General features: G+C 69.6%; 19 protein-coding genes. 2 read left to right on the top strand and 17 right to left on the bottom strand.

What is annotated here, in order from left to right; genetic code table 11:
• Positions 1-38: 38 nt before the first annotated feature.
• From JDV09_RS01255 to ftsY, 4 genes are all read right to left on the bottom strand, one after another.
• Positions 39-2,510: a [protein-PII] uridylyltransferase gene (locus JDV09_RS01255; protein WP_221367276.1), complete on the bottom strand. Its 2,472-nt coding sequence runs from the start codon at positions 2,508-2,510 to the stop codon at positions 39-41.
• An 85-nt stretch (positions 2,511-2,595) separates the two neighbouring features.
• A complete protein-coding gene (locus tag JDV09_RS01250) occupies positions 2,596-2,934 on the bottom strand; it encodes a P-II family nitrogen regulator (protein WP_099025406.1) in 339 nt (112 codons plus the stop codon).
• Between the two features lie 33 nt (positions 2,935-2,967).
• On the bottom strand, positions 2,968-4,335 hold the full coding sequence (locus tag JDV09_RS01245; RefSeq protein ID WP_221367275.1) for an ammonium transporter: 1,368 nt from the start codon (positions 4,333-4,335) through the stop codon (positions 2,968-2,970).
• A gap of 228 nt (positions 4,336-4,563) precedes the next feature.
• A complete protein-coding gene (ftsY, locus tag JDV09_RS01240) occupies positions 4,564-6,063 on the bottom strand; it encodes a signal recognition particle-docking protein FtsY (protein WP_221367274.1) in 1,500 nt (499 codons plus the stop codon).
• A 39-nt stretch (positions 6,064-6,102) separates the two neighbouring features.
• On the opposite strand from ftsY, the gene fni reads away from it, so the two are divergent.
• Complete coding sequence (gene fni / locus JDV09_RS01235; protein ID WP_221367273.1) at positions 6,103-7,152, top strand: type 2 isopentenyl-diphosphate Delta-isomerase; 1,050 nt, start codon at positions 6,103-6,105, stop codon at positions 7,150-7,152.
• Positions 7,153-7,166: 14 nt separating this feature from the next.
• On the opposite strand, the gene smc is transcribed toward fni, so the two are convergent.
• The 13 genes from smc to JDV09_RS01170 all read right to left on the bottom strand — a co-directional run bounded on the left by smc (position 7,167) and on the right by JDV09_RS01170 (position 21,900).
• Complete coding sequence (gene smc / locus JDV09_RS01230; RefSeq protein WP_221367272.1) at positions 7,167-10,754, bottom strand: chromosome segregation protein SMC; 3,588 nt, start codon at positions 10,752-10,754, stop codon at positions 7,167-7,169.
• 26 nt (positions 10,755-10,780) lie between these two features.
• Positions 10,781-11,065: an acylphosphatase gene (locus JDV09_RS01225; protein ID WP_221367271.1), complete on the bottom strand. Its 285-nt coding sequence runs from the start codon at positions 11,063-11,065 to the stop codon at positions 10,781-10,783.
• Positions 11,049-11,465 (bottom strand): OsmC family protein, encoded by a 417-nt coding sequence (locus tag JDV09_RS01220; RefSeq protein ID WP_221367270.1) that lies wholly within the window; start codon positions 11,463-11,465, stop codon positions 11,049-11,051. Before JDV09_RS01220 ends, JDV09_RS01225 begins: the two co-directional genes overlap by 17 nt.
• 86 nt (positions 11,466-11,551) lie before the next feature.
• Positions 11,552-12,409, bottom strand: coding sequence for a bifunctional DNA-formamidopyrimidine glycosylase/DNA-(apurinic or apyrimidinic site) lyase (gene mutM, locus JDV09_RS01215; protein ID WP_221367269.1), 858 nt, complete (start codon positions 12,407-12,409; stop codon positions 11,552-11,554).
• Entirely contained in the window at positions 12,402-13,097 is a 696-nt protein-coding gene (gene rnc, locus JDV09_RS01210; protein ID WP_221367268.1) for a ribonuclease III, read from the bottom strand. The genes mutM and rnc overlap by 8 nt, the downstream gene beginning before the upstream one ends.
• On the bottom strand, positions 13,094-13,672 hold the full coding sequence (locus JDV09_RS01205) for a YceD family protein (RefSeq protein WP_221367267.1): 579 nt from the start codon (positions 13,670-13,672) through the stop codon (positions 13,094-13,096). Before JDV09_RS01205 ends, rnc begins: the two co-directional genes overlap by 4 nt.
• Before the next feature lie 64 nt (positions 13,673-13,736).
• A complete protein-coding gene (gene sepIVA / locus JDV09_RS01200; protein ID WP_221367266.1) occupies positions 13,737-14,474 on the bottom strand; it encodes a cell division protein SepIVA in 738 nt (245 codons plus the stop codon).
• 151 nt (positions 14,475-14,625) lie between these two features.
• On the bottom strand, positions 14,626-15,108 hold the full coding sequence (gene coaD, locus JDV09_RS01195) for a pantetheine-phosphate adenylyltransferase (RefSeq protein ID WP_221367265.1): 483 nt from the start codon (positions 15,106-15,108) through the stop codon (positions 14,626-14,628).
• A gap of 195 nt (positions 15,109-15,303) precedes the next feature.
• On the bottom strand, positions 15,304-15,873 hold the full coding sequence (gene rsmD, locus JDV09_RS01190) for a 16S rRNA (guanine(966)-N(2))-methyltransferase RsmD (protein ID WP_221367471.1): 570 nt from the start codon (positions 15,871-15,873) through the stop codon (positions 15,304-15,306).
• Positions 15,870-19,280, bottom strand: a complete 3,411-nt coding sequence (locus JDV09_RS01185) for a pyruvate carboxylase (RefSeq protein ID WP_308123965.1) — start codon at positions 19,278-19,280, stop codon at positions 15,870-15,872. The genes rsmD and JDV09_RS01185 overlap by 4 nt, the downstream gene beginning before the upstream one ends.
• 28 nt (positions 19,281-19,308) lie before the next feature.
• On the bottom strand, positions 19,309-19,944 hold the full coding sequence (locus JDV09_RS01180; protein ID WP_221367264.1) for a vitamin K epoxide reductase family protein: 636 nt from the start codon (positions 19,942-19,944) through the stop codon (positions 19,309-19,311).
• On the bottom strand, positions 19,941-20,708 hold the full coding sequence (locus tag JDV09_RS01175) for a DsbA family protein (protein WP_221367263.1): 768 nt from the start codon (positions 20,706-20,708) through the stop codon (positions 19,941-19,943). The genes JDV09_RS01180 and JDV09_RS01175 overlap by 4 nt, the downstream gene beginning before the upstream one ends.
• A 31-nt stretch (positions 20,709-20,739) precedes the next feature.
• Positions 20,740-21,900: an alpha/beta hydrolase gene (locus JDV09_RS01170; RefSeq protein WP_255604624.1), complete on the bottom strand. Its 1,161-nt coding sequence runs from the start codon at positions 21,898-21,900 to the stop codon at positions 20,740-20,742.
• A gap of 119 nt (positions 21,901-22,019) precedes the next feature.
• Here JDV09_RS01170 and JDV09_RS01165 point away from each other — a divergent pair, with 119 nt between their 5' ends.
• Positions 22,020-22,859 carry an aldo/keto reductase gene (locus tag JDV09_RS01165; protein ID WP_221367262.1) on the top strand — a complete coding sequence of 280 codons (840 nt, stop codon included), beginning with the start codon at positions 22,020-22,022 and terminating at the stop codon, positions 22,857-22,859.
• Positions 22,860-23,130: the final 271 nt, after the last annotated feature.

The raw sequence follows: 23,130 nt of genomic DNA, 5'->3' as shown, positions 1-23,130 counted from the left end.
TACTTGTCTTCGGGTCGCCTTTCCGGTGCTGCCCCGGGTCAGCTGGCTTCCTCGACCTTGGCCGGCGGTGCGGGCAGCACGGTGAACAGCTCGCGTTCGAGGCTCTGGCGCACCGTCTTCTCGTTCGCGCCGGCGGGCAGCACGATGCTGAACGCGTCCACGACCGACGACCCGAGCGTGGTCACCTTCGCCCACGCGATGTCGACGCCGGCCCGCTCGAACACCGCGGTGAGAAACGCCAGCAGCCCGGTGCGGTCGGTGGTGCGGATCTCGGCCACCAGGTGGCCCTCAGCCTCGCCGTCGTACCAGATGATCTTCGGCGGAGCGGGCGGATAGTTGACCGGCACCGCGGCGTGCACCTCGCCCGCGCGGGCCTTGCCCGCGAGGTCGGCCTCCTTCTGCTCGAGCGCACTGACCACGTCCAACTCGCCGTCCATCGCGAGAATCAGCTGCTGACGCAGTAACTCGGCGGCGGGCGGCGCGCCGAAATGCGGTGACACCACGAAGGTGTTGATGGCCGACCCCCGGTGTCCGTTGACCGATGCGGAGTGCACCCGCAACGCGTTCAGCGCCAGCACCCCGGCGGCCTTGGACAACAGCCCACGGACGTCGGGCGCGATCATCGTCACGTTGTAGATGTGCGAGTTGTCCCCCAACGTCAGCTCGACGTGCACCGTGTCGCTCCCGGCCAGCGAAATGATCCGCGGATCAATCGGATCCGGCTTCGGCAGCGGCTCCCCGGCCATCGCCAGCCGGCACCGGCGAACCAGATCGCCGATCAGGGACGCCTTCCAGTCGCCCCACACCCCGGGGCCGGTGGCCAGCGAGTCGGCCTCGGCGAGAGCATGCAGCAGTTCGAGCACCACCAGATCGCCGCCGAGGGTCTCCACCACGTCGGCGATGGTCTTCGGGTCCTGCAGGTCGCGCCGGGTGGCGGTGTGCGGGAGCAGCAGGTGGTATCGAACCACCTTGGAGAGGACCTCGATGTCGGACGGCCACAGCCCGAGCCGACCGCCGATCTGGGTGGCCAGCTCCGCACCGATGATGCTGTGGTCGCCTCCACGGCCCTTGCCGATGTCGTGCACGAGGGCGCCGAGCACCAACAGGTCGGGCCGGGACACCCGGGTGGTGAAAGCACTTGCCCTGGATACGGTTTCGACCAGATGCCGGTCCACGGTCCAGATGTGCACGACATCGCGCGGTGGCAGGTCGCGTACCGCACCCCACTCGGGGAACAGCCGTCCCCACAGGCCGGTCCGGTCCAGCGCCTCGATGGTGCCGACCGCCGAGGGCCCGGCGCCCAGCATCACGAGCAGATCCTTGAGCGCCTGGCGCGGCCAGGGGGTCCGCAACTCCGGCGCGGTCTCCACCAGCCGACCCAGGGTGGACGCCGCCATCGGAAGCCCGGTGGTCGCCGATGCGGCGGCCACCCGGAGGATCAGACCGGGATCGCGTTCCGGACGGGCATCCCGGGCCAGGATGACCTCGCCGTTGAACTCGATCACGCCCTCGTCGAGCGGACGGCGCACGGGCCGGCGCAGCGCGGAGAGCCCGCGCCGCGGCAGTGCGTTGGCCGCCGTGCGGATTCCGGCGTCGACGTAGTAACTGACGGTGCGGGCCGAATCGGAGAGCATCCGGGCGAGATCGAACCGGTCACCGATGCGCAGCGCGGCGCCGATCTCGTCGGCGTGCTGGGCCAGCAGCAGTTCCCGGCCCCGACCGGCCACCCGGTGCAGTTCGGTGCGGACGTTGAGCAGGGAAAGATGTGCCTCGCCAAGGGTTTCGGTCGGCGAGGCCAGCGAACGGCTGGGATAGACGTCGGCCAGCTGGGCGATGGCAAGCGCATTGAGCAGCTGGACGTCGCGCAGGCCGCCCCTGCCGCACTTGAGATCCGGTTCGGCCCGGTGGGCGATCTCGCCGCAGCGCCGCCAACGTGCCGTGGTGTGCTCGACGAGTTCGTCGAAGCGGGAAGCGATTCCGGTGCGCCACTGGCTGCGGGCACCGCCGATCAACAGCGCGGACAGGTCGCCGTCACCGGCGATGTGGCGGGCCTCCAGCATCGCCAGACCCGCCGACATGTCCTCCCCGGCGACCCGCACTGCCTCGGGCACGGTACGCACACTGTGATCGATGCGGATGTTGGCGTCCCACAGCGGATACCAGAGCAGCTCGGCGACCTCACCGACTACCTCGGGTGGCATGTTGTCGTGCAGCAGCATCAGGTCGAGATCGGAGTACGGCAACAGCTCGCCGCGGCCGAGGCCGCCGGTGGCGACGATGGCGAAACCACTGCTGGTGGTGATCCCGATCTCGGTGGCCTTGGTGGTGAGCCAGAAGTCGTAGAGGTCGAGCAGTGCGTCGCGCAACGCCGCGGCGTCGAGCGGACGGGATCCGCCGGACGTCAACTGCCCTGCGGCGGCGGCGAGGTCGGTGGCGGGACGTAACGAGCCCGCCGCCGGGCGCACCCATCGGGGCGCTCCGGCGGCGGGGTCTCGTTTCCGCTCTGTCATGAGTTGTTGTCCTCCAGGCACTTAACCATCCAGCGCTCACACGGTTCGATGCCGGGAGACGACGCGTCATTCCATGATATGCGGGCTACAGGGCGTCGGTCCCCCGCTCGCCGGTGCGTACCCGGACGACGGTTTCGACCGGGGACACCCAGACCTTTCCGTCACCGATCTTGCCGGTGCGGGCGGCCTGGACGATCACGTCCACCACCTTGTCCACGGCGGAGTCGTCCACGACGACCTCCACCCGCACCTTCGGCACGAAGTCCACCGAGTACTCCGCACCGCGGTAGACCTCGGTGTGGCCCTTCTGGCGGCCGTAGCCCTGAACCTCGCTGACGGTCATTCCCAGAATGCCCGTCTGCTCCAGACCGGTCTTGACATCTTCGAGCGTGAACGGCTTGACGATCGCAGTAATCAGCTTCATGTAGTCGATCCCTTCCGATGAAATTGTCGCCGATCAGGCGAACTCGTAAGCCGTTTCGGCGTGTTCGGTTTCATCGATGCCGGTGTCCTCGTCCTCCGTGCTGATTCGCCAGCCGAGCGGCTTGACGATGAAGGCGATGATCAGCGTCATGACACCGGTGAAGACCAGCGCGCACAGCGCGATGACGAGCTGGACGACCAGCTGCTTGAAGTCACCGCCGTAGAGCAGGCCGGCCGCGTCCTCCTCCGACCATGCGAAGAAGCCGATCGAGATGGTGCCCCACAGACCGGCAACCAGGTGCACGCCGACGACGTCGAGCGAGTCGTCGTAGCCGAGCTTGTACTTCAGCCCGATGGCAAGTGCGGCGAGGACACCGGCGACGGCGCCCAGGCCCAGCGAACCGACCGGGGTCACCGAACCGCAGGCGGGGGTGATGGCAACCAGGCCGGCGACGATGCCCGAGGCTGCGCCGACGCCGGTGGGATGTCCGTCGCGGATCTTCTCCACGACCAGCCACGCCAGCATCGCGGCGGCGGTCGCGGCGGTGGTGTTGACGAACACCTGGCCGGCGATCATGTCGGCCGCACCTTCCGAACCGACGTTGAAGCCGTACCAACCGAACCACAGGATGGCGGCGCCGAGCAGCACGAACGGCACATTGTGCGGCCGGTAGGCCGTCTTGCCGAAGCCCATCCGCTTGCCGAGCAGGATCGCCAGCACCAGGCCGGCCATACCGGCGTTGATGTGAACCACGGTGCCACCGGCGAAGTCGATCGGCGCCACGTTGGCCGCGCCCTCGTCGTCGACGCCGAACAGCTTGGCCGCGATGCCCTCTCCGCTGCCGGACAGCAGGCCGCCGCCCCACACCATGTGCGACAGCGGGAAGTACACCAGGGTGGCCCAGAGGCCGCCGAACACCAGCCAGGTGCCGAACTTCATCCGCTCGGCCACCGAGCCGCTGATCAGCGCGACGGTGATGACCGCGAAGGTGAGCTGGAACGCCACCCAGATGATCGCGGGCACGGTGCCGAAGCCGCCGAGCACGTAGCCGGTCGTACCGTCGGGCAGTTCCATGGTCTTGAGCAGGTCGCTGACACCCCAGAGCGAGAACGGGTTGTCGAAGACTCCGAAGTAGTCCGACTCGCCGGTGTGCGCCGACGAGAACGACATCGAGTAGCCCCACAGCACGTAGATCACGCTGATCAGGCCGAGCGAGCTGAAGGACATCATCATCATGTTCAGGACGGACTTCTGCCGCGACAGGCCGCCGTAGAAGAACGCGAGGCCGGGTGTCATGAACAGCACCATGGCGGTAGCCGCGATCACCCACGCCGTGTCACCGGCGCTCAGACCGTCGGGCCCGAACGGCAGGAATTGATCGTCGGGTATGGCTAGGGCCACGTCATGCAAGCCAAAAACCACTTTGTTTGAACCTCCTTGGGACGTGAGCCGATCATGATCGGCCTCCGAAAGAGGGTCTTTGGCGCGGGTTTCATCCGTGATTCGTATGTGTTTCGGATGCGTGAACGGCCACGCCCATTGCGTTACGCTCGCATTTCCACGTCTTCGATCAGCGAAAGTCCGCGGCGCGTGGAAGAATTACTGCCCTTCCCACGCTACGCGCCCCTGTCAACCGAGCAGCGCGTCGACGAACGCTGCCGGCTCGAACGGCGCCAGATCGTCGGGGCCCTCACCCAGTCCGACCAGTTTGACCGGCACCCCGAGTTCCTGTTGGACACGGAACACGATGCCGCCCTTCGCGGTGCCGTCCAGCTTGGTCAGCGCCACGCCGGTGATGTTGACGACCTCGGCGAAGACCTTGGCCTGCGGCAGGCTGTTCTGACCGATGGTGGCGTCGAGGACCAGCAGCACCTCGTCGACGGCGGCGCGCTTCTCCACCACGCGCTTGACCTTGCCCAGCTCGTCCATCAACCCGGTCTTGGTGTGCAGGCGTCCCGCGGTGTCGACGACGACGACGTCGGCGCCGTCGGCGATCCCGGTGTCCACGGCATCGAAGGCCACCGACGCCGGATCGGCCCCTTCCGCCCCGCGGACCACCTCGGCACCGACCCGCGACGCCCAGGTCTGCAGCTGATCGGCGGCCGCGGCGCGGAACGTGTCGGCGGCGCCGAGCACGACGCGCCGGCCGTCGGCGACCAGCACCCGGGCCAGCTTGCCGACGGTGGTGGTCTTGCCGGTCCCGTTGACGCCCACCACCAGCAGCACCGAGGGCTTGTCCTGGTGCGGCAGCGCCTTGATGGAGCGGTCCAGATCGGGACGCAGCTCCGAGATGAGCACGTCGCGCAGCACGGCGCGGGCATCGGCCTCGGTGCGCACGGTGTTGCTGGCCATCCGGGACCGCAGCGAGGACACCACCGACTCGGTCACCACGGGCCCGAGATCGGCGATCAGCAGGGTGTCCTCGACCTCCTCCCACGAATCCTCGTCCAGGTCGCCGCCGCCCAGCAGGCCGAGCATGCTGCGCCCCAGCGTGCTCTGAGACTTCGCCAGGCGCCCGCGCAGCCGATCCAGCCTGCCCTCGGTGGGCGCGATGGTGTCGATCTCGGGCGCTACGGGCGGGGCCGTCTCGGCCACCGGCACCTCGGTCACCGGCACCTCGGCCACCGGCACCTCGGCCACCGGCGTCTCGGCCACCGGCACCTCGGCTGGGGCGGGCTCGACCGGAGCCTGCGGCGCCTCGGCCACCGGCGTCTCGGGCGCGGCGGGCTCGACCGGAGCCTGCGGCGCCTCGGCGGGTGCTACGTCCGGCGGCGCGACGACGGTCGGGGGCTCGGGCAGCCGCACGTCGGCGATCGGGCGCTTGGGCGCATCCCGGGGAATGGTGGCATCATCGCCGACGGCCGGCAGCCCGGTGGTGTCGATGCGCCCCGACGGCCCTGCCGCCTCCGGCGGGCTGATCGGGGCCGCGGGCGGTGCCGACTGGCTGAACGTGATGCCCGACGAAGCGGTATAGCCGCCCGATCGATCGACGGGAGTGGCAGTGTCTCGACCAGACAGGCTGATCCGGCGACGGCGGTACCTGACCAGCCCGACGACGAGCACAGTGACCAGCAGGACAGCGATGACCGCGATGGCGATCCAGAGACTCAGCCCAATACCTTCAGACACCACGCCATTGTCTCAGGGGCCCGAACGGGATCACAGCCGGTGACGTTCGACCCGGTTTCAGCACTTCAGCACCGCAAACGTCGGCACCTCGACGTCTGCCTGACCGAGCCGGTCGAATACCAGACGGTGAGCACCGGGCTGGAGCGCTACCGACTGCCCTACAACGCGCTGACCCAGACCGACCTCGGCACCGTCGACCTCGGCACCGAGTTCTTCGGCGCCCGGTTGCGGGCCCCGGTGGTGATCGGCGCCATGACGGGCGGCGCGGAGCTATCCGGCATCATCAACCGCAACCTGGCCGCGGCGGCCCAGGAACTCGGCCTGGGCATGATGCTCGGCTCCCAGCGGGTGATGATGGACGATCCGGTCAGCGCGGCCAGCTTCGACGTCCGCGAGGTGGCCCCGGACATCCTGCTGATCGGCAACATCGGCCTGGCCCAGCTGGACCCGGCGACGGTGCCGGAGCTGGCCGCGGTGCTGGCCGAGGTCGGCGCCGACGGCCTGGCCGTGCACACCAACCCGCTGCAGGAGGCCATGCAGCACCACGGTGACACCGACTTCTCCGGGTCGATCACCCGGCTGCGCGAGGTGACCGCGTCGATCGGCTACCCGGTGATGCTCAAGGAGGTGGGCCACGGCATCGGCGCCGCCGCAGCGGCCGAGCTCACCGACTGCCCGCTGGCCGCGATCGACGTCGCGGGCGCCGGCGGCACGTCGTGGGCGCGGGTCGAGCAGTTCGTCCGCTACGGCGAGGTGCGCTATCCGGCGCTGGCCGAATGGGGCGTGCCGACCGCGCAGGCGCTGCTGGAGGTACGCGGCATCCTCCCGGACATGCCGCTGGTCGCTTCGGGCGGCATCCGTACCGGGATGGACGCCGCCAAGGCGCTCGCGCTCGGCGCCCAGGCGGTGGCCGTCGCCCGGCCGCTGCTCGCGCCGGCGATCGAATCCGTTGCCGCCGTGGTAGATTGGCTGCAACGCTTCCTCGACGAGCTGTTGGTGTGCCTACACGGCTGCGGGGCGGCGAACCTGGCGGCGCTGCGCCGCCGGGGCGTCACCGAGACGCACCCACCCGAACGCACCCCGGGATAGCCCGACCGGGACGGTCACGACGGGCTGGTGACCAGCTCCTGCCCGCGCATGCGCTGCGAGATGACCGTGGTGATGCCGTCGTTGCGCATCGTCACGCCGTACAGCGCGTCGGCCACCTCCATCGTGGGCTTCTGGTGGGTGATCACGATCAGCTGCGAACGCTCGCGCAGCTGCTCGAAGAGGCTGATCAGCCGGCGCAGGTTGACGTCGTCGAGCGCGGCCTCGACCTCGTCCATCACGTAGAACGGCGACGGCCTGGCGCGGAAGATCGCGACCAGCATCGCCACCGCGGTCAGCGACTTCTCCCCACCCGACAGCAGCGACAACCGCTTGATCTTCTTGCCCGGCGGCCGGGCCTCCACCTCGATGCCCGTGGTCAGCATGTCGGTCGGGTCGGTCAGCAGCAGCCTGCCCTCACCGCCCGGGAACAACGTCGAGAACACCTGGGAGAACTCGCGTTCCACGTCGGCGTAGGCCTCGGTGAACACCTGCAGGATCCGGGCGTCGACATCGGAGATCACGTCGAGCAGGTCCTTGCGGGCCGCCTTGACGTCCTCGAGCTGGGTGGACAGGAAGTTGTAGCGTTCCTCCAGCGCGGCGAACTCCTCGAGCGCCAGCGGGTTGACCCGGCCCAGCTCCTTGAGCTCACGCTCGGCACGCTTGGCCCGGCGGTCCTGGGTGTCCCGGTCGTAGGGCATCGGGGCCGGTGCGGTCACCTGCTCGCCGCGCTCCCTGGCCTGCTCGTACTCGGCCATCTCCAGCTCCGACGGGGGCAACGGAACGGTCGGGCCGTACTCGGCGATCAGATCGGCCACCGCCATCCCGAACTGCTCGAGCACCTGTTGCTCGAGCTGCTCGATACGCAGTGCCGCCTGCGCTTTGGCGACCTCGTCACGGTGCAGGGCGTCGGTGAGCGCGGTGATCCTGGTGGTGAGCTCACCGGTCTCCTCGCGTGCCCGGGTCAGCTCGGCGGCGCGGATCTGGCGTTCGGCGGCCACCTCGTCGCGGATGCCCGACGACACCGCGACCGCCGCACTCAGCCGCTGCGCGACCAGACGTCCGGAGTCGGCCACCGCCGCCGCCACCGCGGCCGCCCGGACGCGGGCCTCCCGGGCCTGCCGGGCCCGGATGCGAGCGTCGCGTTCGGCGGCCGCCGAGCGCCGCAGCGAGTCCGCGCGCCCCCGAACCGCGTTCGCCCGCTCCTCGGCCGTGCGCACCGCCAACCGCGCCTCCACCTCGGCCGACCGGGCCGCCTCCGCCGCTGCGGTACACACCTCCCGATCCACCGGCTCGGCCTCGAACATCGGTTCCTGCTGGGCGTTGTGCAGCCGCTGTTCCAGCTCGCCGAGCTCCTCAACGGTGCGGGTGCGGCCGGCCTCGAGCTCGTCGCGCTGCCGGATCAGGCGCTGCCACTCGTCGTCGGCGGCGCGGGCATCCTGGCCCAGCCGGCCGAGCTGCTCGTAGATCGACGAGATCGCGGCGTCGGACTCGTTGAGCGCAGCGAGCGCCTGCTCGGCGGCGTCCTGGCGGGCGGCCTGCTCGGCCAGCGCCCCGGCCAGCGCCGCCGACAGCTCGACGGTCTGCCGTTCGGCGTCGGTGAGCTCGGTGCGCGCCTTGTCGACCGCCGAGGTGATCTCCAGGGTGGAGGGCTTGCGGTCCGAGCCGCCGCTGACCCAGCCGGCGCCGACCAGGTCACCGTCGACGGTGACCGCGCGCAGTTGCGGACGTTGCGCGACCAGCTCCAGCGCGGTCGACAGGTCGTCGACCACCACCACCCCGGCCAGCATCGCGGTGACCGCGGCACGCACGCTCGCCGCGGCGTCCACCACGTCGACGGCCCACGCCACCCCACCGGGCAGCGGGCCCGGCAGCGGAGCCGACTGAACCGGCCAGTCCCCCAACACGATCGCCGCCCGGCCCCCGTCGGAGGCCTTCAATGCGGCCATCGCGTCACGCGCGGCGCCGGAGTTCTCCGCGGCCAGCGCGTCGGCGGCCGCGCCGAGCACCGCGGCGACCGCGGCCTCATCACCGGGGCGCACCTTGACCAGGTCGGCCAGCGACCCGAGAAGCCCTGCACCGCTGTGGTTTTCCTGCAGCCACGCGGCGCCGTCCTTACGGTCCAGGCCGACCGACAGCGCGTCGATCCGCGCCTGCAGCGAGGCGACCTGACGTTCGGCGGCCCGCTCGGCGGACTGCAGCTCGGCGACCCGCTCGTCGGCCAGCCGCAGCGCGGCCACGGTCCGGTCGTGGTGTTCGTCCAGACCCACCTCGCCGGCGTCCAGCTCGCCGACCCGCCCCTGCACGGTCTCGAATTCCGCCTGGGTCTGCTGGGCGCGGGCCGCCGCCTCGTCGATCGAGGCGCTCATCCGGGCGACGGTCTCGTCGATGGACTCGACGCGGGTCCGCATGGTGTCGACCTGCCCGGACAACCGGGCCAGGCCCTCGCGCCGGTCGGCCTCGGCCCGGGCCGCCGCCAGGTGGGCGCGTTCGGCGGCGGCGGCGGTCTGCTCGCGTTCGGCCAGCTCCGCGCGGGCCGCCTCGAGACGTTCGCGGGATTCCTCGAGCTCCTCGAGCAGCTGTCGCTCCTGCTCGGCGATCTCGTCGGCCTGCGCCTCGAGCTCGTCGGGATCGGGACCGCCGGACAGCTCGGGCTCGGCGTCGAGATGCTGGGCTCGCTCGCTGGCGATGCGCACGGTCGCGCCGACCCGCTCGGCCAGTGCCGAGAGCCGGAACCAGCGCTGCTGGGCGGACTCCGCCCGCTCGCTGAGGTCCTCGACCGCCGACTCGTGGGCGTCGAGTTCCAGCGAGCGCGCCTCCAGCCGCTCACTGAGCTCGGAATGCTCACGGCGCAGCGCAGTTTCGGCCTGGTTGGTGTCGTCGAACTCGGCCTTGCGGGTGACCAGGTCGTCGGCGGCCAACCGCAGCCGCGCATCGCGCAGGTCGGCCTGGATGGTCTGCGCCCGCCGCGCCATCTCGGCCTGCCTGCCGAGCGGCTTGAGCTGGCGCCGCAGCTCGGTCGTCAGGTCGGTCAGCCGGGCCAGGTTGGCCTGCATGGAGTCCAGCTTGCGGACCGCCTTCTCCTTGCGCTTGCGGTGCTTGAGGACGCCCGCGGCCTCCTCGATGAACGCGCGGCGGTCCTCCGGGCGGGACTCCAGGATCTCCGACAACTTGCCCTGACCGACGATCACGTGCATCTCGCGGCCGATGCCGGAGTCGCTGAGCAACTCCTGCACATCCATCAAACGGCAACTGCTGCCGTTGATCTCGTACTCGCCGGCGCCGTCGCGGAACATCCGCCGGGTGATCGACACCTCGGAGTACTCGATCGGCAGCGCGTTGTCGGAGTTGTCGATGGTCAGCGTGACTTCGGCACGGCCCAGCGGGGCGCGCGATGAGGTGCCGGCGAAGATGACGTCCTCCATCTTGCCGCCGCGCAGCGTCTTGGCGCCCTGCTCGCCCATCACCCAGGTCAGTGCGTCGACGACGTTCGACTTGCCCGATCCGTTGGGGCCGACGACACAGGTGATGCCCGGTTCGAAGCGCAGAGTCGTCGGCGAGGCGAAGGACTTGAAGCCCTTCAGCGTCAGACTCTTCAGATACATGACGTGAAACCCTACCGCCGAGTTGCTCAGCGCTCGGTGAAGCCGGTGAGCGCGTCGGCCGGTTGCGACCAGTCGGCGATCACCTTGTCCACTTGACCAGGGGTTTTACCGCTGTTGAGCAGCTCGAGGAGCCGCTGGCAGGACTCCCGCGGGCCCTGTGCGACCACCTGCACCCGGCCGTCGGGCTTGTTGGCGGCGTAGCCGGTCAACCCCAGTTCCAGCGCCCGCGACCGCGTCCACCAGCGGAAACCCACCCCCTGGACGTAGCCGTGCACCCAGGCGGTCAGCCGGACGTCACTCTCCCCCAACATCTTTCACCCCAAACGTCACTTCAGTACCAGACTTTAACGTGCGCCCCACCGTGCACACCTGGTCGACGGCGCGTTCCACCACCGTCAGCAGCCGGGCGACCTCGTCGCCGGCCAGGCCGGACAGATCGACCTCGAGCAGCTCCTCGAGCAGGGGATAGCGTTCCTGCTCGCGGTCGGCGTCGCCGGACACCCGGATGGTGGCCCGGTAGTCGTCGCCCAGGCGGCGCCGCAGCGGCTGGTCGCTGGACAGCCCGCTGCAGGCCGCCAGCGCGATCTTCATCAGCTCGCCGGGGGTGAACACGCCCTCGTCGCCCACGGAGCCGATGAATACCTCCGCGCCGCGGGTACTACGGCCGGTGTAGCGGCGCACGCCGGTGCGTTCCACCCAGAGTTCGGTCATGGCTTATTTCTACAGCGTCCGCCGAACTGGCATTCCGGCAGCAGAAGTGCGAGTAGCGACCTGCCGGAATGCCAGTTCGGCGCGGGTCAGGCCCGGCGGACGCGCGGGCGGGGCTGACAGCGGGGGCAGTAGAACGACGACCGGTTCATGAACTTCTCCCGGCGCATGACCGCCCCGCAGCGACGGCACGGCTCACCCTCGCGGCCGTAGGCGTCCAGCGAGCGGTCGAAGTAGCCGGACTCGCCGTTGACGTTGACGTACAGCGAGTCGAACGACGTACCCCCCTGCCCGAGCGCATCGGTCATCACGTCGGCGGCGGCGTCGAGCAGCTCGGCCAGCACCCGCCGCGACAGACCCGACGCCAACCGGGCGCCGTTGACCTTGGCGCGCCACAGCGCCTCGTCGGCGTAGATGTTGCCGATCCCCGACACCACGGTCTGGTCCAGCAGCTGACGCTTGATCTCGGAGTGCTTCTGCCGCAACACCTTCACGACGGCATCTCGGTCGAAGTCGGGGTCCAGCGGATCGCGCGCGATGTGTGCGACGGGTGCCGGCACGTCGGTCCCGTCGACGGTGACCAGGTCGATGACCATCCAGCCGCCGAACGTGCGCTGGTCGACGAAGCTCAGCGCGGTGCCGTCGTCCAGCAGCGCAGCGATCCGCAGGTGCTTCTCGTTCGGGATGGGCCCCAGCAGCATCTGCCCGCTCATCCCCAGGTGCACCACCAGCGCCGCCCCGTCGGACAGGGTCAGCCACAGGTACTTGCCGCGCCGGCCGGTGCCGGTGATGGTGGCCCCCAACAGCCGCGCCGTGAGATCCGCCGGGCCCGCTTCGTGACGGCGGACCGCGCGCGGATGGTGCACCCGCACCGCGGTCACGGTCCGGCCGGTGAGGTGTTCGTGCAGTCCGCGGCGTACGACCTCGACCTCGGGGAGCTCAGGCATCCTTGTTCAGCGTGCTCCACGCCCCGGCGGCGGCCCTCAGTTCGGCCTCCTTCTTCGTCCGCCCGACACCTCGGCCGTGCTCGGCACCGGCGATCACCACGGTCGCGGTGAACTCCTTGTCATGGTCGGGTCCGGTCGAGGTGACGATGTAGGCCGGCGCACCCAGTCCGAGCGACGCGGTGAGCTCCTGCAGGCTGCTCTTCCAGTCCAGACCCGCGCCCAGCGTCGGGGCGGTGTCGAGCAGTTCGCCGAACAGCCGCAGGATCACCTGCCGCGCCACAACCGGACCGTGCTCGAGATAGACTGCGCCCAAAAGAGATTCGACGCCATCGGCGAGGATGCTGGACTTGTCGGCGCCGCCCGAGTTCTCCTCGCCCTTACCCAGCAGCAGATAGGATCCGAGCCCGTTCTCGGACAGCTTCCTGCCGACGTCGGCCAGCGCCTGGGTGTTCACGATGCTGGCACGCAGCTTGGCCAGATCCCCCTCGGTCCGCTCGGGATGACGGTGATAGAGCTCTTCGGTGACGGTCAACCCGAGCACCGAATCCCCGAGGAACTCGAGCCGCTCGTTGGTGGGAAGACCGCCGTTCTCGTAGGAGTAGCTACGGTGGGTCAGCGCCACGGTGAGCAGCTCTTCGGGCAACTCGACGCCGAGCGCCGCAAGCAACGGCGCACGGTCCACCGTCACGCCTCGTCTCCGGCCTGCCTGCGCATGTCGGCCAGCTTGGCCCAGCGGGGATCGATCTGCTCGTGGTGGTGGCCCGGTTCGGCGGTGGACAACGCCACCCCGCACTGCGGGCACAGGCCGGCACAGTCGGGACGGCACACCGGCGAGAACGGCAACGCCAGCCCCACCGCATCGATGATCGGTTGCTCGAGGTCGACGCTGTCCACGCCGCGCACCCGGCTCACCCGGGCGACCTCGTCGGCCTCGGTGGTCTCGTCGGTCGTGCTGTCGGGATAGGCGAACAGCTCGGTGAGCTCGATCTCGACGTCGCCGGAAACCGGGGTCAGGCACCGCGCGCATTCCCCCACCGTCGGCGCCGACACCGAGCCGGTGACCAGAACGCCCTCCGAGACCGACTCCAGCCGAAGATCCAGGTGCAGCGGGGCGCCCTTTTCGATGGCGATCAGCTCGAGCCCGATGCGTGCCGGACTCTGCACCGTGGTGTCGATCGTCATCATCGATCCGGGCCGGCGACCCAGGCGGGAGATGTCGATCACGAGCGGCGACCGTGACCCCGCGTTCGGATGCGTCGCCATGCTCGTATCGTACGGCCAGTGACGCGGCGAACGGCCGGGTGTGCCGCCGCCCGGCGCGGCTGCGTCAGCGGGCCGCGTAGTCGTGGGTCCCGGCCGCGGTGCGCAGCTGGTGACGTCCGCGACCCACCGACCGCAGCGTGCCGTTGAGGAAATCTTCGAATTCGGCGAGCTTGCTGTCGACGTAGATGTCGCACTCGCCGCGGAGCCGGTCGGCCTCGGAATGCGCCGAGTCGATCAACCGGGTCGCCTCGGCGGTGGCGGTGGCCACGATCTCGGTCTGCGACACCAGCCGCTGCTGTTCCTTGATGCCCTCTTGAACGGCCTTTTCGTAGGCGAGGTTGCCGCTTTCGATCAACCGGTCGGCCTCGGACTTGGCCCGCCCGGTGCTGGCCTCGTACTCACGCTTGGCGGTCGCCCCGATACGGACGGACTCTTCCCTGGCCTCACCGACCATCCGCTCGCTGTGCTGACGGGCCTCGGCGACCATCCGGTCGGCCTGCGCCTTGGCGTCGGCGAGCAGCCGGTCGGCTTCCGCCCTGGCGTGGTTGACCATCGAATCGGCCTCGGCGTTGGCCATCGACACGGTCGACTCGGCGTGGTCCTTGGCCTCCCGCAGCAACGAGTCGCGCGCGTCGAGGACATCCTGGGCGTCGTCGAGCTCACCGGGAATGGCGTCCTTGATGTCATCGATCAACTCCAGGACGTCGCCGCGCGGCACCACGCAGCCGGCCGTCATCGGCACGCCACGGGCTTCTTCGACGATCGCACCCAATTCATCGAGCGCTTCAAAAACTCGGTACACGGCGACACCCTCCAGGCGTAGTTGACAGTGACCAGTGTGCCTGGTGTTACCTCTGTGACTCAGCTACCGGCGCCGGTGTGTCGTTATGAATTGCCTTTCGACAGCATTATGTCAATTCCCGGCCGGCCCGGCCGGATGTCGGCGGCAGAAATCAGCCGCGCTCGGACAACTTGGCCCGCAGCCGCGCGTTGACCGGTTCGGGCAACAGCTCCGAGACGTCACCGCCGAGGGTGGCGACCTCCTTGGCCAGTGAGGACGACACGAACGAGTACCGCGGGGTGGTGGCGACGAAGAACGTGTCGACGCCGGCGATGTGCTTGTTCATCTGCGCCATCTGCAGCTCGTACTCGAAGTCGGTGCCGGTCCGCAGACCCTTGACGATGGCGGTCAGACCCCTGGCCTTGACGAAGTCGACCACCAGCCCCTGCCCCGCCTCCACCCGCAGGTTCGCCAGATGGGTGGTCGACTCCTCGATCAGCGCAATGCGCTCGTCGGGGCTGAACATCCCACTCTTGTTGGGGTTGACCAGCACCGCGACGACGACCTCGTCGAACTGCGCGGCCGCCCGCTCGAAGATGTCGATGTGACCGAGGGTCACCGGGTCGAAAGATCCCGGGCATACCGCGCCGCTCATGAGGTGTGACCGTAGCAGGCCCCCGCCGCCGAGCGGTCGACCAAGGCGTACGCGTGGCGGCGGCAAGCGGGGCCGCCACCGCCGTCCTGAAGGCAACAGACTCCCGGAAAACCGCTGCAGTGGAATCGATTTCGAGAACCCAGACCACCGCTCTCGGCCGAACGGCTGGGATCCGGTGACACACCCGCCCGGAGGTCAGCGCGCGACCGAGGCCATCTCCAGCCGGGTGTCCCCGTAGCGACGGGGCTTGGATACCGACCAGCCCGTCGGCCAGCCGATCTCCGGTGACGATCCGGGTCGTTCGACGACCACCACGGTACCGTCGGCTACCCAGCGCTGCGCGGCCAGCGCCGCCACCACCTCCCCCACCTCGCCGGCGGTCACCTCGTAGGGCGGGTCGGCGAGCACCAGGTCGACCGGGCGGGTCGCGCCGGAGGCCAGCACGGCGGCGACCGGACCGCGCCGCACCGTCGCCCCGCGCACCCCGAGCGAGGCGATGTTGCGCTCGATCACCGCACAGGCGCGCGCATCGGACTCGACGAACAGCACCGATCCGGCGCCACGGGACAGCGCCTCCAACCCGAGTGCCCCCGACCCGGCGTACAGGTCGAGCACGGCGATGCCGGCGAAGTCGATGCGCGCCGCGAGCATGTTGAACAGCGACTCGCGCACCCGGTCGGTCGTCGGCCGGGTACCCGACCCGGACTTGTGCTGCGGCACCGCGATTCGCCGACCGCCGAACGCTCCGGCGACGATGCGCGTCAGGTCACGACCACCAGCAGGTCACCGCCCTCGACGTGCGCGGTGGCGGCCACCGCGACCCGGGTGACGGTGCCGCCCTTGGGCGCGGTGATCGCGGCCTCCATCTTCATCGCCTCGATGGTGGCGATGGTCTGGCCGGCCTGCACCGCGTCGCCCTCGGCAACGATGACCGTGACCACACCGGCGAACGGCGCCGCGACGTGGTCGGGGTTGGTACGGTCGGCCTTCTCCGCGGCCGGCACCTCGGTGGCGATGTTGCGGTCGCGGACCACCACGGGGCGCAGTTGTCCGTTGAGGATGCACATCACCGTACGCATGCCGCGTTCGTCGGGATCCGAGATCGCCTCCAGACCGATGAGCAGCTCCACCCCCTTCTCGAGGGTGACCCGGTGCTCGTCGCCGTGCCGCAACCCATAGAAGAACTGGTTGGCCGACAGGCTCGAGGTGTCGCCGTAAAGGTCGCGGTGGGCCTCGAACTCCTTCGTCGGGCCCGGGAACAACAACCGGTTGAGCGTGGCCTGGCGCTTGACGCCGGGCTCGTGCAACACGTCCTGGTCCTCGGGGCTCAGCTCGGCCTGCGCCTTGGCCGGGGCCCGGCCGGCCAGCGCCTTGGTGCGCAGCGGCTCGGGCCAGCCACCCGGCGGATCGCCCAGCTCGCCGCGCAGGAACCCGATCACCGAGTCGGGGATGTCATAGCGGGCCGGATCGGCGGCGAACTCGTCGGCGGTCACCCCGGCCCCGACCAGCGCCAGTGCCAGGTCGCCGACGACCTTGCTCGACGGCGTCACCTTGACCAGCCGGCCGAGGATCCGGTCGGCGCCGGCGTAGGCGGCCTCGATCTCCTCGAAGCGGTCGCCGAGGCCCAAAGCGATCGCCTGCTGGCGCAGGTTGGACAGCTGACCGCCAGGGATCTCGTGGCGATACACCCGTCCCGTCGGGGAAGTAAGACCAGATGCTGAAACATCGAAGGGTGCGTAGACCTTCCGCAGCGCCTCCCAGTACGGTTCGAGGTCGCACACCGCCGACAGCGACAGCCCGCTGTCGTACTCGGTGTGCGCGGCCGCCGCCACGATCGAGGACAGCGCGGGCTGGCTCGTCGTACCGGCCATCGACGCCGCCGCACCGTCGACGGCGTTGGCGCCGGCCTGCCAGGCCGCCACGTAGGTGGCCAGCTGACCACCGGGCGTGTCGTGGGTGTGCACGTGCACCGGCAGGTCGAACCGGCTGCGCAGCGCACCCACCAGCGTGGCGGCCGCCGGGGCGCGCAACAGGCCGGCCATGTCCTTGATGGCCAGCACGTGTGCGCCGGCGTCGACGATCTGCTCGGCCAGCTTGAGGTAGTAGTCCAGCGTGTAGAGGTTCTCGCCCGGATCCGACAGGTCCCCGGTGTAGGACATCGCCACCTCGGCGACCGCCGTACCGGTATTGCGCACCGCGTCGATCGCCGGCCGCATCGACTCGACGTTGTTCAACGCGTCGAAGATGCGGAAGATGTCGATCCCGGTGCTGGTGGCCTCGTCGACGAACGCGTTGGTCACCGACACCGGATAAGGGGTGTAGCCGACGGTGTTGCGGCCGCGCAGCAACATCTGCAGGCAGATGTTGGGAATCGCCTCCCGCAGCGCGGCGAGCCGTTCCCACGGGTCCTCCTTCAGGAACCGCAGCGCCACATCGTAGGTCGCCCCGCCCCAGCATTCGATGGACAACAGCTGCGGGGTCAGCCGCGCGATATAGGGAGCCGCCATCAGCAGGCTGGACGTGCGAATCCTGGTCGCCAGCAGCGACTGATGCGCATCACGGAACGTGGTGTCGGTTACCCCGACCGCCTTGGACTCCCGCATCCACCGGGCGAAAGCCTCGGGCCCGACCTCGGTCAGCAGGTGCTTGCTACCGCGTGGTGGCATCGCGTTCAGATCGACGGTCGGCAGCTTGTCCTGCGGATAGACCGTCGACGGCCGCGGCCCGTGCGGCTGGTTGACCGTGACGTCGGCCAGGTAGTTCAGGATCTTGGTGCCGCGGTCGGCCGGCGAACGCGCCGTCAGCAGGTAGGGGCGGTCGTCGATGAACGACGTGTTGATCCGGCCGGCCCGGAAGTCCGGATCATCGATGACCGCCTGCAGGAAAGGGATGTTCGTCGACACGCCACGGATGCGGAACTCGGCCAGCGCGCGGTGCGCGCGGGCGACCGCGGCGCCGAAGTCCCGGCCCCGGCAGGTGAGTTTGACCAGCATCGAGTCGAAATGCGCACCGATCTCACCGCCGAGCACGGCACCGCCGTCGAGCCGGATTCCCGCGCCGCCCGGGGACCGGTACGCCGTGATCCGCCCGATGTCCGGCCGGAATCCGTTGGTCGGATCCTCGGTGGTGATCCGGCACTGCAGCGCCGCACCGCGGATCGCCAGCGCCTCCTGGCTCAACCCGAGGTCGGCCAGCGTCTCCCCGGCGGCGATGCGCAACTGGCTGGCGACCAGGTCGACGTCGGTGATCTCCTCGGTCACCGTGTGCTCCACCTGGATTCTCGGGTTGCACTCGATGAACACGTGGTGCCCACGCTCGTCGAGCAGGAACTCCACCGTGCCCGCACACGTGTAGCCGATCCCGCGGGCGAATGCGACCGCATCGGCACACATTTTCTGGCGCAACTCATCTGGCAGGTTCGGCGCCGGTGCGAGCTCGATCACCTTCTGGTGGCGGCGCTGCACACTGCAGTCCCGCTCGAACAGGTGCATCACGCTGCCCGCGGTGTCGGCGAGGATCTGTACTTCGATGTGGCGCGGGTTGAGCACCGCCTGCTCGAGGTACACCGTCGGATCGCCGAACGCCGACTCGGCCTCCCGGCTGGCCGCCTCGACCGCCTCGACCAGCCCGGCGGGCTCGGACACCCTGCGCATGCCCCGGCCGCCACCGCCGGAGACCGCCTTGACGAACAGCGGGAACTCCATGTCGCGCGCGGCCTCGACGAGCTCGTCGGCCGACGCCGACGGTGCCGAGGACCGCAGCACCGGCAGGCCCGCCGCGCGTGCCGCCTCGATCGCCCTCGACTTGTTGCCGGTCAGCTCCAGCACATCGGACGACGGGCCCACGAAGGTGATGCCGGCCGCCGCGCACGCCGAGGCCAGCTCCGGGTTCTCCGACAGGAACCCGTAACCCGGATACACCGCGTCGGCGCCTGCCGCCTCGGCGACCCGCATGATCTCGCCGACCGACAGATAGGCCCGTACCGGATGACCCGTCTCGCCGATCTGATACGACTCGTCTGCCTTCAGCCGGTGCAGCGAGTTGCGGTCCTCGTAGGGGTATACCGCGACCGTCGCGATGCCCATCTCGTAAGCCGCGCGAAACGCGCGGATCGCGATCTCACCACGATTTGCCACCAGGACCTTGGAGATCCGCGAGTTCTGAGCGACCACGGTTCACCCTAACCCGGCCACCGCCCTGTCAGATGAGCGTCGACCAGTAATTCCAGAATCGTTCGAGGATCAGCAGCAGCACCGCCGCATACCACAGCGCGACCACCGACCAGCGCCAGGCGTAGATCGCCCGGACCACCGCGGACCCGCTGCGTTGCGGCTGCAGCACGATGCCCGCCACGACGACCAGCAGCGGGATCGTCACCGCCCACACGACCATGCAGTACGGGCACAGCGCGCCGATGCGGTACAGGCTCTGAAAGATCAGCCAGTGCACGAACCCCGCACCCAGCAGCGTGCCCACCGCCAGGCCCGCCCAGTACCAGCGCGGCAGCGCCACCTTAGCGACGGCCAGCACACCGGTGACCAGCACCACGGCGAACGCCACGATCCCGATCAGCGGGTTGGGGAAGCCGAACACCGACGCCTGCGGGGTGATCATCACCGAACCGCAGGACAGCACCGGGTTGATGCTGCAGGTCGGCACGTAATCGGGGTTGATCAGCAGCTCGATCTTCTCGATCGTCAACGTCAGCGACGCGGCCAGCCCGAGGATGCCGGCGATCAGCACCCACACCGCGCTGCTGCGCCGGACCACCAGGCCCGTCGGCTCGTCGCCGGACGGGTCGGTCTCCTCCACCGGGCCGGTCGCGGTCACGGTCATGACGCCGGCGCCGGGGCGGTTGCGGGCGGCGCGACCTCCAGGCCGGGCACGTCGCCGACGATCTCCCTGATCTTGTCGACGAGCGCCTGGGGGGTGCTGTACTGGTAGTCCTCGCCGTTGATCCGGATGGTCGGGGTGGCCTTGATGCCCGCTGCCTCGGCCATACCGCTGACCATGTCGTTGTACACGCCCTTGTCGATGCACTCCGGCACCTTTCCGGTGGCACCGGCCTGGCGGGCGGTCTCGACCAGCTGGGCGTTGTCCGGGAAGGTCGAGCCGATCTCGCTGGGCTGCTGGGCGAACAACGCGGCGTGGAACCGGCGGAACGCGTCGACCGACTCATCGGCCACGCAGTAGGCCGCCCCGCCGGCCCGCGACGAGTAGTCGTCGTTCTGCGGGCGGTCGAGGATGCCGACCATGTAGTAGTCGGCGGCGATGGCCCCGGCGTCGATCAGCTTGTTGATGGTCGGCCCGAACTGCTGCTCGAGCGCGGCGCAGTGGGGGCACAGGAAGTCCTCGTAGATCGACACGACGGCCTTGGGCTCTTCGGTGCCGTCCTTCTTGATCACGCTGGTGGATTCCACCCGGACGAACCGCGTCTCACCGGCGGTTGGCTTGTCGTCGGCCGACAACACGATGTAGAGCACCAGCACGGCCGCGAACACGATGACGATCGCGGTGAGACCGATCTGGATCATCAGGTTGCGCCGCCGGTCGGCTGCCTTCAGGTCGTAGCGCGCATTCTTCTTGGGGTTGGTGGCCACGCAGACAGCGTACCGGCGCCGTATCGCCGCCTTACCCGGCGCGGGTCAGATGCGCGCGCATCGCCGAGACGACGTCTTCCGTGGCGGTCGCGCTGGCTCCGCCCAACGGGAAGAAATTGGCGAAGCCGTGCACCACCGTCCCGTACTCCCGGTAGTCGACGGGGGTGCCCGCCGCCCGCATGGCGTCGGCGTACTGCCTGCCCTCGTCACGCAGCGGGTCGAACCCCGCGGTGGCCACCAGTGCCGGGGCCAGCCCGGACAGATCGTCGGCGAGCAGTGGGGACACCCGGGGGTCGGCGCGGTCGATCGCGGCGCCGCCCAGGAAGTGGGCGCTGAACCAGTCCAGGTCGTGACGGGTGAGGAAGAAGCCCCTGGCGAACAGGGTCTGCGAGCGGGTCTGCCCGGCATAGTTGGTTAGCGGGTAGAGCAGCAGCTGCAGCGCCGGCCGCGGCACCGGCGGATCCTGCGGCCCCCGTGCGCGCGCCTCGTCGCGGGCCCGCAGGGCCACCAGCGCGGTGAGGTTGCCGCCCGCACTGTCCCCGCCGACGGCGACCCGGTTCGGATCGGCACCGAGCTCGGCGGCGTGTTCGCACGCCCACAGATAGGCCGCGTAGGCGTCCTCGGAGCCCGTCGGCGCCTTGTGTTCGGGGGCCAGCCGGTAGCCGACCGACAGCACGTGCACCTTCCCGGCCCGGCAGATCTCCCGGCACAGATCATCGTGGCTGTCGATGCTGCCGATCACCTGCCCGCCACCGTGGTAGAAGACCAGCAGCGCCGCGTCGGGCTCGTCGGTGCGGTAGTGGCGGGCCGGGATCGGCCCATCCGCACCTGCCACGGTGAGGTCGGTCACCGCGGCCACCGGGACCGCACGACGGAAACTGGCCGACAGCGTCTCCAGCTGGGCACGCGCGATGACGTGGTCCTCATCGGCGACCAGACCGTCGGTCCCCATCGCATGCTGACCTGCCAGCATCAGCTGCAACGTCGAATCGAGGGTGTTGCCGTCGATCGTGATCGAGCGTCCGCCCAGCAGCAGTCGCTTGACCGGGTCTGGGATGTGTGGCAGCGACCGCAGTGTCAGACCGGCCACCCTGTTGGCGACCGCGTCGACGATCCGGGTCTTCCGCCGGGTCGGCGGCTGCACCTCGCTCGACCCCGGCCTGCTCGGCCGACCCATGGTGCTCTGCGTCATGTCGTCTCCTCGTCTGGGCCGACCCTACCTTCGGCCGCCCCTGCGATTAGGTGCGTTATCGACCGCGGCAATATAGTCAGCGGCGAGAACGCGCATTCCACTTCAGCAGGGCAGGTGACATGACCTCGGCGGCCGCGATCCCCACCGTCATACTCAACGACGACAACACGATGCCGGTCGTCGGCCTCGGTGTGGGCGAGCTGTCCGAGCCCGAGACCGAGCAGGCCGTGCTGGCCGCACTGGAAGCCGGCTACCGGATGATCGACACCGCCGCCGCGTACGGCAACGAGGCCGCGGTGGGACGCGCCATCGCCACGTCGGGGGTGCCGCGCGAGGAGTTGTTCGTCACGACCAAGCTGGCCACCGACGACCAGGGCTTCCAGTCCGCCCAGGACGCCCTCAAGCGCAGCCTCGAGCGCCTCGGCCTGGACTACGTCGACCTCTACCTCATCCACTGGCCCGCCGGTGAGCAGGGCAAGTACATCGACAGCTGGGGCGGCCTGATGAAGTCCAAGGAGGTCGGCGACACCCGCTCGATCGGTGTGTGCAACTTCCACGCCCAGCACCTCGAGGACATCATCCACCTGTCCTTCTTCACCCCCGCGGTGAACCAGATCGAACTGCACCCGCTGCTCAACCAGTCCGAACTGCGCGCGGTCAACGCCGAGCACGGCATCACCACCGAGGCCTACGGGCCGCTCGGAATCGGCAACCTGCTGACCAACCCGGCGATCGCGGCGATCGCCGAGGAGCACGGCAGGACACCGGCGCAGGTGCTCATCCGGTGGAGCGTGCAGCTGGGCAACGTGGTGATCCCGCGATCGTCATCACCCGAGCGCATCGCCGCCAACCTCGACGTATTCGGTTTCGAGCTCTCCGACGAGCAGATGGCCGCGCTGAACGGCCTGGACAGCGGCACCCGGTTCCGGCCGGACCCGGAAACCTACACCGGCACCTGACCGCGACCCGCCACCCGGTCACCATCTCGCACGATCCCGGACTCCGGATCGACGTCGCAGCAATCCGGCGGCTGAACTGTCGGAAAGTGGCGGCCGGCCTTCGACGGCCCTGTTGAGCAGGCCTTCTCTTGGGCCTCAACCGTTGCCGCCTCGGGCCTGGTCGCCGACGGCAACCGGGCACGCCCCACGGTCCAGGGGTGTTCTGCCAGTACACGGATAAGTGGGCACTGGCTGGGCACTCCACGAGAGGCGATTCTTTGTGCAGAGCACC

The organism is Mycolicibacterium xanthum (genome assembly GCF_019710635.1).
GTDB lineage: Bacteria > Actinomycetota > Actinomycetes > Mycobacteriales > Mycobacteriaceae > Mycobacterium > Mycobacterium xanthum.
The sequence above is the reverse complement of the archived record's forward strand: the minus strand, read 5'-3'. Positions and strand labels throughout refer to the sequence as shown.